Source organism: Sporosalibacterium faouarense, from assembly GCF_016765695.1.
Lineage (GTDB): Bacteria > Bacillota > Clostridia > Tissierellales > VENL01 > Sporosalibacterium > Sporosalibacterium faouarense.
The window spans coordinates 102,207-115,859 of record NZ_JAETGO010000034.1; the positions used below are offsets into that span (position 1 = coordinate 102,207).

General features: G+C 37.5%; 13 protein-coding genes. All 13 read left to right on the forward strand.

The features are described 5' to 3' along the window. The first annotated feature begins 6 nt into the window (after nt 1-6). Complete coding sequence (locus JMO20_RS05255; RefSeq protein ID WP_202708488.1) at nt 7-2,076, forward strand: VirD4-like conjugal transfer protein, CD1115 family; 2,070 nt, start codon at nt 7-9, stop codon at nt 2,074-2,076. Beyond that, nucleotides 2,066-2,413, forward strand: a complete 348-nt coding sequence (locus JMO20_RS05260) for an Mbov_0395 family pilin-like conjugal transfer protein (protein WP_279380055.1) — start codon at nt 2,066-2,068, stop codon at nt 2,411-2,413. The genes JMO20_RS05255 and JMO20_RS05260 overlap by 11 nt, the downstream gene beginning before the upstream one ends. Before the next feature lie 58 nt (nt 2,414-2,471). Beyond that, nucleotides 2,472-2,702 (forward strand): DUF6133 family protein, encoded by a 231-nt coding sequence (locus tag JMO20_RS05265; RefSeq protein WP_202708489.1) that lies wholly within the window; start codon nt 2,472-2,474, stop codon nt 2,700-2,702. A 16-nt stretch (nt 2,703-2,718) separates the two neighbouring features. Beyond that, entirely contained in the window at nt 2,719-7,140 is a 4,422-nt protein-coding gene (locus tag JMO20_RS05270; RefSeq protein WP_202708490.1) for an S-layer homology domain-containing protein, read from the forward strand. 68 nt (nt 7,141-7,208) lie between these two features. Next, nucleotides 7,209-8,048, forward strand: a complete 840-nt coding sequence (locus tag JMO20_RS05275) for a conjugal transfer protein TrbL family protein (RefSeq protein WP_202708491.1) — start codon at nt 7,209-7,211, stop codon at nt 8,046-8,048. Nucleotides 8,049-8,063: 15 nt separating this feature from the next. Next, a complete protein-coding gene (locus JMO20_RS05280; protein ID WP_202708492.1) occupies nt 8,064-8,273 on the forward strand; it encodes a mercury transporter in 210 nt (69 codons plus the stop codon). An 11-nt stretch (nt 8,274-8,284) separates the two neighbouring features. Beyond that, nucleotides 8,285-8,608 (forward strand): hypothetical protein, encoded by a 324-nt coding sequence (locus JMO20_RS05285; RefSeq protein WP_202708493.1) that lies wholly within the window; start codon nt 8,285-8,287, stop codon nt 8,606-8,608. Between the two features lie 5 nt (nt 8,609-8,613). Beyond that, nucleotides 8,614-9,270 (forward strand): hypothetical protein, encoded by a 657-nt coding sequence (locus JMO20_RS05290; RefSeq protein ID WP_202708494.1) that lies wholly within the window; start codon nt 8,614-8,616, stop codon nt 9,268-9,270. Beyond that, the gene (locus JMO20_RS05295; RefSeq protein WP_207753442.1) at nt 9,257-9,697 is read left to right on the forward strand and encodes a prepilin peptidase; all 441 of its coding nucleotides are present in this window, start codon (nt 9,257-9,259) and stop codon (nt 9,695-9,697) included. The genes JMO20_RS05290 and JMO20_RS05295 overlap by 14 nt, the downstream gene beginning before the upstream one ends. 27 nt (nt 9,698-9,724) lie before the next feature. After that, nucleotides 9,725-10,573 (forward strand): Flp pilus assembly protein CpaB, encoded by an 849-nt coding sequence (gene cpaB / locus JMO20_RS05300; protein ID WP_202708496.1) that lies wholly within the window; start codon nt 9,725-9,727, stop codon nt 10,571-10,573. Then, complete coding sequence (locus JMO20_RS05305; protein ID WP_202708497.1) at nt 10,563-11,384, forward strand: AAA family ATPase; 822 nt, start codon at nt 10,563-10,565, stop codon at nt 11,382-11,384. Before cpaB ends, JMO20_RS05305 begins: the two co-directional genes overlap by 11 nt. Continuing rightward, a complete protein-coding gene (locus tag JMO20_RS05310; RefSeq protein ID WP_202708498.1) occupies nt 11,385-12,728 on the forward strand; it encodes a CpaF/VirB11 family protein in 1,344 nt (447 codons plus the stop codon). It begins immediately after the preceding gene. Beyond that, entirely contained in the window at nt 12,721-13,650 is a 930-nt protein-coding gene (locus JMO20_RS05315; RefSeq protein WP_202708499.1) for a type II secretion system F family protein, read from the forward strand. Before JMO20_RS05310 ends, JMO20_RS05315 begins: the two co-directional genes overlap by 8 nt. The last annotated feature ends 3 nt before the right edge of the window (nt 13,651-13,653 follow it).

The window sequence follows — 13,653 nt, forward strand, 5'->3', positions numbered from 1 at the left end:
TGAAAGATGAAGTATAAACAACTGAAGCTGATGATATCAGCACTAATATTTCTTGTAGGTTTATGGATGAATATTTATTTTTCCACGAACCTACATTTTTTATTGTCAGGAAAAATGAAGGTGTTATCTTTTATCCCAATAAAATCATGTTTTGAAAGTATGACGGCAGGTGGTCAACATTTGTCACTATTTCTTTATTTACAAGGCTTTATCCTTCTGTGCTCTATTTATTTCTATCTGGCAAATATGAAGCCCTATCAATCAGATTTAGAAGCAATTACTCCTGATATAGCAACGCCGGTTAGAGCAGGACAAATGCAATTTGGATCAGCTAGATGGCTCACAGAAGAAGAAAAAAACAAAGGGTTTAAATCTATAAAGCTTAGAAGAAACGAACTAAAAATATTAATGGAAAGGATCAGGCAGGATGAAGAAAAAGAATACTGTTCAAAAAAAGAAAACTTATCCCAAGGAGAAACCCTTCAAAGACTATCAGAAAGAAGTAATGAAAAGTCAAATGAAAAAGACTTACCAGAAACCGATACGCAGGAATATCCGTTACCCAAGCTAAACCAAGGCGGTATCGTTGTTGGTTTTCATAAAGAGGGAGATACTGAGAAGATATTTTACATTGATGAGGATACTCATAGTCTCTGTATTGGTGCAACACGATCAGGAAAAACAAGGTCTGTAGTGCTTCAATCTGTTGGACTACTGGGACTTTCAGCTGAAAGCTTAGTTATTAGTGATCCAAAAGGTGAAATCTTCACTTATACCTATCCCTATTTTGAAGCTCTTGGTTATGAAGTGATTTGCATTGATTTTAAAAACCCTCTAAAGAGTGATCGGTATAACTTCTTACAGCCGGTCATTGATGCCATTGATGAAAATGATATTCCTAAAGCAGTTGATGCCACATGGGATTTAACAGCTGCCCTTGTACCGGAAAATAGCCATAATGAAAAAATATGGACCAATGGAGAAGCCAGTATTATTGCCAGTGCAATTATGGCAGTCGTTTATGACAATCGTAATGGTAAAGACAGAAGATATCAGAACATGAGCAATGTTTATTTCTTCATCAGTGAGATGTGCAAAGTGGTGGATGGCGCAATGCCTATCATTAAATACATGAAGAACATGCCGGCACATCATCCTGCAAAAGCCTTACTTGCCATAAGTGAAGTTGCTCCAAGCAAAACTAGGGGATCATTTTATACTTCAGCGCTGACAACATTAAGGCTGTTTACAAACCCGTTGATCCATTCAATGTCAGAGGCCAGTGATTTTGATTTAAGGAAAATGGGAACGGATAAGCAGGTGCTATTTATTGTTCTTCCTGATGAAAAGACAACCTATTACAGTTTGGCAAGTCTCTTTGTTAATCAATGCTATATGCAACTGGTTAAAAATGCAGATGAAAGAGGTGGACGATTAAAAAGACGAGTAAACTTCATGCTTGAAGAGTTCGGTAACTTTGTTAAAATCCCCGATTTTGCAAACAAGCTGACAGTTGGTGGTGGAAGGGGTATAAGGTTTAATTTATTTCTTCAAAGTTTTATGCAACTAGATGAGAAGTATGGCAAAGAAGTCGCTGGAACTATTAAATCTAACTGTGAAACATGGCTTTATCTTCAGGCAGATGATTTGGGAACTTTGGATGAAATATCAAAGAAGCTGGGGAACTACACTGTATCCACCTATTCTTTAAGTTCGTCTCATGGTAAATATTCTAATCCATCAAGTTCCCATAGCGTTAATCTGACCCATCGAGCACTTTTAACAGTAGATGAAATCAGACGAATTAATAGACCATATACATTAATCACTTCGAGAAATCACCCGGCAATGATGCAATTGCCAGATTTATCAGAGTGGTTTTTTAATACCCTATTTGGGCTTGGAGACAAAGAACACAACAGAAAGGTGCGTGAAAAAAGAGAAGAAAATCGTAACGTAAGAAAATCTCCTAATGCCATTGATACATGGAACATTTGGGAGTATTACACCCAAGAAGAAAAATCGAATTTTGTCTATATGCGAAATATGAAAGGCGGTGAACAAGGTGAAACTTAAACCACTAAAAATGAAAGCAAGGAATACTTTAAAGACAATCTTTGGAACACTGGTCGTGATGATGATGTCATCGGTTCCAGTCATGGCAGATACGGTTCAGGACAGTCAGATTGTCAAAGGCACTGAAAAATTGATTCAAGACGTAACGACATGGCTAATGGTTTTAGCTCCCATTGTCGGTGTTTTGCTGATTATTTATTTCTTCATTAGAAGAAGTGCAGCAGATGAAATCGATCAAAAGAAATGGAACAACCGTATTGTAACGGTGATTGTTTCAGTTATAGGAGCAGTACTAGCTTCTGCAACACTTAATCTGATTATTGGTTACTACGTTTAATCATGGGCAGGTCTCGATTAAAAATAAAAAATAAATTTAAACTTACGGAGGTAATGAAATGAGAAAGTTAATGAACAAAGCACAAATGGAAATGGTAAAAGTAATGATTAAAGGAAGAGCAATTCTTGCGGGAAATAGCGGTGAAGGAATGGTTGATTCAGCCGTCAAAATTTTGATCTCGATTGTAATTGGAGCATTGCTATTAGCGGGTTTGTACGCTCTTTTCGGTGACGTAATTTTGCCAACTTTGCAAGAGCGTATTGAAGAAATGTTTAACTTTGCAGGATAAAAGGAGAGAGATGACAATGAATAAAAATAAAAGGCAGTGGTTAAGTTTTATTTTAGTTTTAAGTATATTATTATCCAACTTTTCAGGGTTGGTTTATGCAACAGAAAGTTCTTTCGCTGACGCAAAAGGGCATTGGGCAGAGAACGTCATAAATCGACTAACAGAAAAAGGTATCGTGCATGGATATCCGGATGGGCTGTGTCATCCGGATTCAATGATTACAAGAGCAGAGTTCTCTGCTCTTATTGCACGAGTAACGAAGCTTCAGCCTAAGGATAAAGAGGCTGATTTTACAGGTTTTGAAGACATCCAAGGAAATTTTGCTCAAGAAGACATTGAAAAGCTTGTTGGCGCAGGGATTATCCTCCAAGAAGAATATGGGCAGTATTACTATCCCAATGTACCGATTACTCGATTAGAAATCATAAGAATGATGGTTCGATCCATTTATGAACATTCTCATGAGGAAAATTTCACAGAGGATGTAAACTTTACTGATATAGCTGGTTTATCTAAAGAAGACCTAGAATATATCTATCAAGGCAAACAGCATGGAATTATTTCAGGATATCCGGATGGAACGGTTCGACCGGAGGGAAAAGCTACTCGTGCAGAAGCTTTTTCTATGCTTGATCGGTTGAAGAAAATCAAGGATGAGAGAGACCAGGTACAGGAGGAAGCGACGGATGAGGTGGAACTTATTGATGAAACTAAAGAACGTGAGCAAACATCAGAGCATCGCCCATCACGTGTTCCTGCACCACAGTATCACTTTGAAATTCCACAAACTGCGTATGTAAATGAAGAAATAAACATCGCACCTGAGAGTCGTTATGTCAAATCTGTTACATGGACGGTTAGCAAAAATAATATTCCTATCGAACTTAACACAGCTATCGAAGGAGAGTTAACAGCTGATGGTGGTTGGGTTAAAATCAAATCCATGGGTAGCTATACACTGATGGCAACAGCGATGAATAGTCGAGGAAGAACGGTAACCCATGAGCAGACAATAACAGTCTATTCCAATATTACAACAGAATTAGATTTACTAGAAAAAGCGCATACGGATACATCAGTTATTGTTGATTTGATAACCGAAAATCTTGGAGAAAGAGATCTTGAGTGGTCGATTAAACAAGATGATAAAGTTATTGAGATGGACTCAGCTTTTACAGGAGAATTGTCAAATGAAGGTGGTACTGTACAATTCAAAAGTCAAGGGACTTATGAATTGATAGCAACCATTGAAGATGACTTGGGAAAGGTTATTACTGCATCGGATACAATCAACATTTATCCTGTAGCAAAAATTAACCTAGAGATGGAATCAATTACACATTCGGATAGACCAATCACCATCAAAACGGAAACAGAAAATATAGGAGATATGGAGCTTCAATGGACTCTGGTACGAAATGGTGAGGATGTTCCGATTGTTGATTTTATTGAGGGTGAAATTACTGCAGGAAAACAAAGGATTCGTTTTAAAGAAAAAGGCGTCTATAACTTAACAGCTTCGGCTACCGATGAAACCGGTCGAGTCTTTACAGATAGTACTTCCGTTATGGTATATCCTGTAGGCTCTGCCGGTTTTTATTTGCCTGAACTATTTCATACAGATGATACGGTAACCGTTGAAGCGACTTTTAATGAAATTGGAGAACATCGTGCAGATTGGACCTTACTTAAAGATGGCGAACCAGTCGAGATTTCCAAGGTTACAACCGGACAATTAACGAATCAAGGTGGTGAATTACGTTTTAAACATAAAGGACAGTACATTTTAAGAGCGTCTTTCACTGATGATGGTGGAAGGAGCTATAGTTATGAGCAAACATTCAAGGTATATCCGGTACCTACTATAACGTATTCACTTCCTGAATACGCTCATACGGATACAGACATAAAGGTAGATGCAAATAGTACCGAGATCAATGACTTGACCGTTGAGTGGTTGCTTGATAATACCTTTGGATTTCAAGATTGGTATACTTATGTTGATGGCACACTAAATAATGATGGAGGAACCATTCAATTTAAAAGAGCAGGCATCTATGAATTGGTCGCACGAATAATTGATGAAACCGGTCGTGTATTCTTATTTGAACCAGGAGATAGGACAGAGGTGTTACCGGTCTTAAATATCGATTTTGAGCTTCCTGAACTTGCCTATACGGATAGCACGATGGATATAAGAACACATGGTAACAATAGTGTTCTTCCTGTTGAATGGAAGATAACAAAAGATGGCGAAGAAATTTCTATGAATAAAGCCATTATGGGTGAACTGAATGCTTATGGTGGTAAAATAACCTTTCTTAATGCGGGAGACTATGTTTTAACAGCAACGATAACAGATTTTCTTGGTCGAAGTTTTTCCCATAGTCAAGAAATAAGTATCAATCCAGTTATTCAGTATACGTTTACGATGCCGGAATCCATACATTTCGGAAAGACATTTGAGGTGGAAACGAGATCGTTGAACCTTGATGAAAATCAAGCGAAATGGACATTAGAAAAAAATGAAGAATCAGTTGAGTTTGAAGGAGAACTCACAAATGATGGAGGAGAAATAGCAATCCGAGATACCGGAGAATTTGTTCTTACAGCAACAATTATTGATCCTTACGGTCGCATGTATCAATCATCTGAGGGGATTGAAGTGACGAACACAGCACCGGAAGTCACTTTATCAGCAGTACCAACTCGAACAGCTAAGGAAGGAAAATTCTTCGTCAACATTGAAGCCAAAGCAACAGATGCCGATGGAGATGCAACAAAGTTAGAATACGATGGAAGAAATCCCGACGATTACTATGAAGTTGGTAATCACATGATAAGGGTAAGAGCAAAAGATGAAGCTGGCTTCTATTCACCGTGGTTAGAAATGAGTTTTTCTGTGGTAAATGCAGCGCCAACGGTAACATTATCTGCAATACCAACACCAACAAGAACCACTAAAGATGGTAAGTTCTTTGTTGAAGTTGAAGCTTCAGCAACAGATATGGATGGTGATGCAACAACCTTGGAATATGAAGGAAGAACTCCTGATGATTACTACGAAGTTGGCACCCATACGATACGAGTACGTGCAAAAGATGAGGCTGGCTTCTATTCTCCATGGCTAGAAAAGAGCTTTTCTGTGGTAAATGCAGCGCCAACGGTAACGTTAACAGCGACGCAAACAAGAATCACTAAAAATGGTAAGTTCTTGGTTAAATTTGAAGCTTCAGCAACAGATGCCGATGGTGATGCAACAACATTAGAATACGAAGGAAGAACACCGGGTGATTACTATGAAGTAGGCGATCACATTATACGAGTAAGAGCAAAAGATGAGGCTGGCTTCTATTCTCCGTGGTTAGAGAAAAGCTTTACTGTAGTTAATGCAGCTCCAAAAGTTACGTTAACAGCGACTCAAACAAGAACCACTAAAGATGGTAAGTTCTTGGTTGAAGTTGAAGCATCAGCAACAGATGCTGATGGTGATGCAACAACGTTAGAACATGAAGGAAGAACAGAGGATGATTATTATGAAGTAGGCGATCACATTATACGAGTAAGAGCAAAAGATGAGGCAGGGTTCTATTCTCCATGGTTAGAAAAGAGTTTTACTGTAGTAAATGTAGCACCAACAGTTACATTAACAGCAACCCCAACTAGAACCATTAAGAATGGTAAGTTCTTGGTTAATATTCAAGCCTCAGCAACAGATGCCGATGGTGATCAGACAACATTAGAATACGAAGGAAGAACAGCGGACGATTACTATGTAGTCGGTACGCATACAGTAAGAGTAAGAGCAAAAGACGAAGCCGGATTTTATTCACCATGGTTGGCAAAAACCTTTACTGTAAGAAACTCAGCGCCGACAGCGCCGGTCATTAGTAGATCACCAAGCGGTAACAGCGTTTCACCGGGGACACCTGTCACTATTACAGCCCAAAGTACAGATCCTGAGGGAGACTCGATTTCATATGTTTGGGATGGTCGAAGTTCAGAAACACAGACATATCCTCGTGGGAAAAATGTTGTTCGTGTGAAGGCAGTCGATGCCGCCGGAGCTGAATCGCCTTGGGCAGCCATTGTCTTTTTCGTGGCTGATGCGAACGGTGGTGGAGGAATGACTTTGACTGGTCCAGATTCTGTTATTTTAGAAGAAGGTCTGGAAGGAGCGACGATTACTGAATATACCTTTACCGTGCCCCCTGTATCCGGTCATAGCGGAAGTGATTTTGGTCGTGTACGAGGATATAATGTGACAACTAAAAAATGGGATCAGCTTGACTATGAAACAACCAAGAACGGGATTACATTCAGTAAGACGTTAAATGCAGGTGTTTATTCTCAACTAGAATTCTATTACTATACAAATCACAATTGCATGTACAACAAATCAAATATCACCTATTCAGTAAAGTATCACTTTGAGTAGAAAGAAAATATCAAGAAAGTGGCTTAAGTTATTCTTAGGCCACTCTTTCTGAAAGGAGGTCGGAAGCGATGGAGTATGTCATCATGCTATTAATTGGAGCAATATTAACAGGCTGTTTGGCATATGCAAATACACTCTTAGATGGCCTTGTTCCCATTGCCCTTCATGCAGAAGACTATATGGATACACTTCTTGGAACTAGCGGCATAAGTGGAATATTTGATATTTTCTTTTCATTTGGTGTTTCACTGATTGTCTTAAAATTTCTAAAAAAAGGCTTTGAGAGATACATTTTATGGACGGAAGGTGATGCAGAGATTGAACCCATTATGCTACTTACAGGTTTCTTTAAGTCACTTGCCATCGCCATTAGTTTTCCAACATTATATGGCTGGTTGTCAGAAATTGTTGAAGACTTAAGCAATGAATTAATTACCACTGTCTCTAATGATATGGCAACGGATTTTAGTACCATTATTACCGGTATTACTAGCGCAGGGATTTTCACAGGTATTGTGTCCATCATCTTCTTCATCTGCTTCTTTATGCTGTATATACAGTTCCTAACAAGAGGACTTGAAATTCTGATTCTTAGAATAGGACTTCCCCTAGCTTGTGTGGGATTAATGGATCAAGACAATGGTGTGTTTAGAACCTATATACAAAAGTTCTTTCAAAGTACAACAGCAGTTTTGGTACAGATTGTACTAGCAAAACTTGGCGTTTCATTAATGCTCAATGCCCATGTGTTTTGGGGACTAGCAGCTCTGTTATTAGCCTTAAGGACACCGAAGTTCTTACAGGAATTTTTGATCGTTTCAAGTGGTAACAGTGGTGGTGGCATGATGAACCGAATTTACTCAACTGCTCGAATATACCAGATGGGAAAAGCAGTATTTAGAAAATAGAAGGATGGTGAGGCAGTGGATCTATTAAAAGAAATGGCTGATGCTTTCATCCTTTTAATTCGTGTAGGAGCAGTATTGAGAGTCGTTCACTGCTTTATTCATATAGGAATTGATGAAGAACAAGGTGCTAGCTATAAAAAGAGAATGAAAAACACAGTAATCTTTTATGTCTTAGCAGAAAGCATATGGCAGATTAAAGATTTAGTCATGAGCTATTACATGTGATGGAGGTGCGTATGGAAGAAAGAAAAAAGAATCCCTTGTATATTCCACAAGGATTGAAAACAAGGGTTGAGATTTTTGACGGGTTCGGTAAAGAAGAGTTATTAAAAACCATTATGGTAACCATAGTCGTTGGCATCCTTGATATTATGTATTATCTGATTTTTAAGAATACGGTGGTAAGTATTGTTACCATTCTTGTTGCAATTGCAGGAAGCGTCATGATGTTGACGAAAGACCATACCAATATTTCAGTAGTAGATCAGGTCGGGTTTATGGTTCGCTTTGCCAGGTCGCAAAAATATTATCCTTACAAATACCAAGATGAATGGAGGTAGCGCACGTGGAACCAACTAATAAAGAAAAAGTGTTATCAAAGATGGATAAGGAGTTGGCAGTTATCTCGGATGGTAATTATGATTTGAGGTCTGGTGAAAATTATATGACTGCTGAAAGTATCCATTATGCAATTAGAAAATGGTTTTTGGAAGAACACATTCCTGATCATATTGCTGGACTGATGGTAAATCAAGATGAGCCACTGGAAAGAATGTATGATTTCTATGTGGATTCCGGTTATTTAACAAAAGAGGTTGATCATAAGCGTTTCATTAAAGACTATACGACATGTCTTTACTATGAACATTTTAAAAGTATTCTTCATGAAAAAGTAGAAAGAGAATATCAGCAATTTATTGAAGAATTCAAGCAAAAGTCACCTTATGATATGCCTAGATTGATTACAGAAATGACAGTAAAAATGCAGACCTACAGTATCTTTCGATATGATGATCAGTTTGATTTTACTGAGAGGTATTTTGAAAATCTTATCCCTATTGAAAACATCCTAGATAAGGTTTATAAAGCTTCTGAATTGAAAAGTGTATCAACGAATGATTTAGGGATTGTCGAAAAAGAAGTTAACAATAGTCTTATGGATTTGGCAAGAACTATAGAGGAAAATCAAGCAATCGAGGATGATGGCTATGAAATGGATTGATATGATGCAGTACATTCATATTGTTCAATTGGTATCCTTCATCATGCTATTAACTTATGCTGCCATGATTGACCTCAAGACAAGAACAATACCGGATCATATACCTGTGCTAATCATTCTTATTGGATTGATTGATATTGAACCTATATCAGCAGTATTAGGGCTGATGCTTGTTCCTTTGCCTTATTTTATAATGGCACTTCTTAAAGAAAACAGCATAGGTGGTGGTGATATTAAGCTCATGGGTGCTTGTGGCTTTTGCTTAGGCTTGGAAGCTGGATATATGGCAAGTATTCTTGGACTAATGCTTGCGATTATCATTCATTTCGCTTATAGCGTGATTGGAAATAAAAAGGTGATTAAAAATATACCCCTTGCCCCATATCTAGGAGCAGGCTGTTTAATAGCCTATTTCCTAGTAAAATAACAAGAAAAGACAGGAGGAATACAAGTAATGAAAAAAATATTAAGAAACAGGACAGTTCTAGGGATAGCCAGTATCGTGCTATCTCTTATTATTTGTTTTGGATTGACCCCATTATTCAATCAGGCGATTTCTGAGAAGGTATCGGTCGCAAGAGTAACAGAGAATATTCAAAAGGGTGAGCGAATTACATCAAAGATGATAGAAACGGTTGAAATTGGTGGATATAATCTGCCACATACAGTTTTACGTCAGGAAGAAAACATCATCGGTAGTTATGCCTTAACAGAACTTCATACAGGTGACTATATTTTAAATTCTAAGATTTCAAGTAAACCGCTTGTAAATTATGAGTATTTGACGGATTTTGATGGTAGTGAACGAGCCATATCTGTCAGCATTAAAAGCTTTGCTGCTGGGTTGTCAGGAAAATTAGAACCAGGGGATATTATTACTGTTATGGCTTCTGATTTTGGAGATATGAGAGAAACAGTAAGTCCTGCGGAACTTCAATATGTAGAGGTGCTAGCAGTGACAGCCGGAACGGGTCTTGATACAGATGAATATGAAATAGATCGAGAAGCAATAGAAAAAGATAAAGAATTACCGGTTACAGTGACATTAAAGGCAACCTATGAACAAGCAAAACTCCTTGCAGAAATGGAAGCCAAGGGTAAAATTCATGTGGTTTTTGTGTATCGTGGTACAAAGGAAAATGCAGATAAGTTCTTGGATGAACAGAAGTTAATATTATCTGAAAGTATTGATGAAGCGCAAAAGGATGCAAATGAACCCGATGTTACCAATCAAGAAGATGAGGTACAAGGAACTAGCCAAGAAGTTGGGGAACAATTGGAGGAAGATAACGATGAAGAATAATAAAATCATTGCTATATGGGGCAATCCCAATAGCGGAAAAACTACTCTCAGCATTAAGATTGCAAATGAACTGGTTAAAAAAAATAAAAGTGTCATATTAGTGATGGCAAATCCATTCACTCCGGCTATTCATACCGTGCTTCCCTTTACAGAAACAAAGGATCAGTCATTAGGAGCGTTATTGTCTTCTATTCAGATTTCACAGGAAAATATTTTGAAAAAGTGCATTCCAGTCCAGAATACCAAAAACTTAAGTATTTTAAGCTATCTTCATGGTGAGAATATTCGAACTTATGCAGACTATGGGAAAGAGAGAGTTCTTGATTTTTTCATTCTGTTAAAGCATCTTGCAGATCACATTATTGTGGATTGCAGTAGTCAGTTTCACCATGATTTACTGTCAAGAGGTGCACTTGAATTATCAGATCAAGTCATTCGTTTAATATCACCAGACTTAAAAGCCATTAGTTTCTATGACGCTTCGTTACCTTTATTGGAAGAGCGAAAATACAACCTGGCAAATCATACTAAGATATTATCCAATGTGAAACCAGAAATGCCTAAAGATATTGTTGGGAATCGTTTTGGTGGCATTCAGAATGAACTGGATTATAGTGAGGAACTTCAACGACAAGTACTAGAAGCGAGACTCTTTGAAACACTAACAGATAAAAAAAGCGAGGGTTACAATAAGCAACTTCAAAGCCTTATGGATATATTGTTCTTTGGTGAAGATGATCATGAGAAAAAAGAAAAGAAGAAGGAAAAGAAACTTAAAATTGCTTTTCTCAAAAAAGGGAGTGATGCGTAGATGAGTGGCGTGTTTTTAGAATCAGCAAAGAATATCCGGGATTTTTCTGATATCCTTCATGAAGTGCAGGAATATATATCAGGGAAATATGCAATTTTAATATCCCATGACAGTGAAAATCAAAAAGACCAGATGAAGTCCTATATTACTAAGTATCTGATGGACTATTCTTTAGCGGTTGAAGATATGAACCTAGATGAGTTGGTAGAAACCCTATACTCAGAAATGGCGGAGTATTCATTCCTAACCAAGTATTTGTTTCGTAGTGACATAGAAGAAATCAATATTAACGCATGGAATGATATTAAGGTCACTTATTCAAATGGCGATATTTTACCTATAAAAGAAACCTTTAATTCACCAAGCCATGCCATTGATGTCATCCGAAGACTGCTTCATAAAAGTGGTATGATTCTTGACCAGTCACAGCCCATTGTTGTAGGTCATTTATCGGAACGTATTAGAATCACAGTTTTAGGACAAGGTGTTATTGATCCTGCTATTGGTGTTGCAGTTTCTATTCGTATCGTCAATCCCAAGAAACTGGTCAAAGAGGATTTCATCAGACAGAATACAGCAAGCGAGGAAATGCTAGACTTCCTGTCACTTGCACACCGATATGGTGAAAGTCTCTGTATAACAGGCGCAACGTCTAGCGGTAAAACCACACTCATGAGTTGGATTCTTTCAACACTACCGGATAATAAGAGGCTATATACCATTGAAAACGGTACAAGAGAGTTTAATTTAGTCAAGAAAAATGAAAAAGGTGAAGTTATCAACAATGTTATCCACACTGTAACACGACATAGTGATGATCCAAAACAGAATATTACCATGGTTAAATTGCTTGAAACAGGACTTACAGTTAACCCAGATTATATCTGTGTTGCTGAGATGAAGTCGGAAGAAGCCTTTTTCGCTCAGGAATCGGCAAGGACAGGGCATGGGGTAACTACTACGATACATGCCAGCTCTTGTATTGCTACCTATTATCGAATGGTAACCCTTTGTAAACAGCGATATGATATGGATGAAAGAACCCTTTATAATTTGGTAACAGAAGCCTTTCCCATTGTTGCTTTTTCAAAGAAGCTAGAAGACAACTCAAGGCATATCATGGAAATTACCGAGTGCGAGATCAAAGAAGATGGTTCAAGAGCAATCAGGACACTGTATAAATTCAATGTAATAGATAATGCATTTATAGACGGAAAACTTAAAATCATTGGAGAATATGAAAAGGTCAATGACATATCATCATCCCTTGAGAAAAGGCTTTTAGAAAACGGTATGCCAAGTAGCCTATTAAAACGTTTTAAGGGAGGTGGTAGCCATGAATAGTTTATTGCTTATCGCATTTATTGTAATGATTAGTGGTCTCTTTGTCGCATTTAGACTTTCACCCTTTGATATGGTAACGGATATTCTAAAAAAGAGAGCTAAAAAGGAAGAGGCATTAAATGAAAGAATCAAAACATTAACCACAAAGAAAAAGAAAAAAGGACTGAAAAAGCTCATTGATGAAACCAAACACGTATTACAAATGACCAATAAAGAAAATCTATTTATGCTGATCGTCATGCTCTCACTTGTATTTATGACCATCGGCTTTTTTATTGCCATTACACTAGGGAATATGTTCCTTGTGCCGGTACTAGCTATTGGGTTTTCACTACTTCCTTTTTGGTACGTCCAATTTACAGCGACAAAATGGAAAAAGGGATTAATTAGTGAACTGGAAACAGCTTTATCAGTCATTACAACATCTTATTTAAGAAGTGAGAGTATTATCACAGCTATAGAAGAAAACGTAAACTATATCAATCCACCGGTTCAGAATGTGTTTCATGCTTTTTTAACACAAACGAAATTGATTAATGCCAATACAAAAATGGCACTTGAGAGCTTAAAACCAAAAATAGAAAGTTCAGTATTTCATGAGTGGGTAGATGCGCTCATTGACTGTCAGGAAGATAAAAACCTTAAAAGTACGCTGACACCTATTGTATCTAAATTATCAGATATGCGGATGGTTTCAGCTGAACTTGATTATCTTCTGTATGAACCAATTAAAGAATTTGTTACCATGGCAATATTATTAGTTGGCAACATACCACTCATGTATATGCTCAATAAAGATTGGTACCATACGTTAATGTTCACAGGCATTGGTAAATTTGTACTGGCAGTCTGTGGCATCGTCATATTTGTTTCATTGGCAGCCGTCGTTAAATTATCTAAGCCTGTGGAATACAAAAGGTAGAAA

What these genes read in the sequence shown, in the direction of transcription:
- JMO20_RS05255 (WP_202708488.1), top strand. Translation starts at nt 7, where the DNA reads ATGAAGTATAAACAACTGAAGCTGATGATATCAGCACTAATATTTCTT.
- JMO20_RS05265 (WP_202708489.1), top strand. Translation starts at nt 2,472, where the DNA reads ATGAGAAAGTTAATGAACAAAGCACAAATGGAAATGGTAAAAGTAATG.
- JMO20_RS05270 (WP_202708490.1), top strand. Translation starts at nt 2,719, where the DNA reads ATGAATAAAAATAAAAGGCAGTGGTTAAGTTTTATTTTAGTTTTAAGT.
- JMO20_RS05275 (WP_202708491.1), top strand. Translation starts at nt 7,209, where the DNA reads ATGGAGTATGTCATCATGCTATTAATTGGAGCAATATTAACAGGCTGT.
- JMO20_RS05285 (WP_202708493.1), top strand. Translation starts at nt 8,285, where the DNA reads ATGGAAGAAAGAAAAAAGAATCCCTTGTATATTCCACAAGGATTGAAA.
- JMO20_RS05295 (WP_207753442.1), top strand. Translation starts at nt 9,257, where the DNA reads ATGAAATGGATTGATATGATGCAGTACATTCATATTGTTCAATTGGTA.
- cpaB (WP_202708496.1), top strand. Translation starts at nt 9,725, where the DNA reads ATGAAAAAAATATTAAGAAACAGGACAGTTCTAGGGATAGCCAGTATC.
- JMO20_RS05305 (WP_202708497.1), top strand. Translation starts at nt 10,563, where the DNA reads ATGAAGAATAATAAAATCATTGCTATATGGGGCAATCCCAATAGCGGA.
- JMO20_RS05310 (WP_202708498.1), top strand. Translation starts at nt 11,385, where the DNA reads ATGAGTGGCGTGTTTTTAGAATCAGCAAAGAATATCCGGGATTTTTCT.
- JMO20_RS05315 (WP_202708499.1), top strand. Translation starts at nt 12,721, where the DNA reads ATGAATAGTTTATTGCTTATCGCATTTATTGTAATGATTAGTGGTCTC.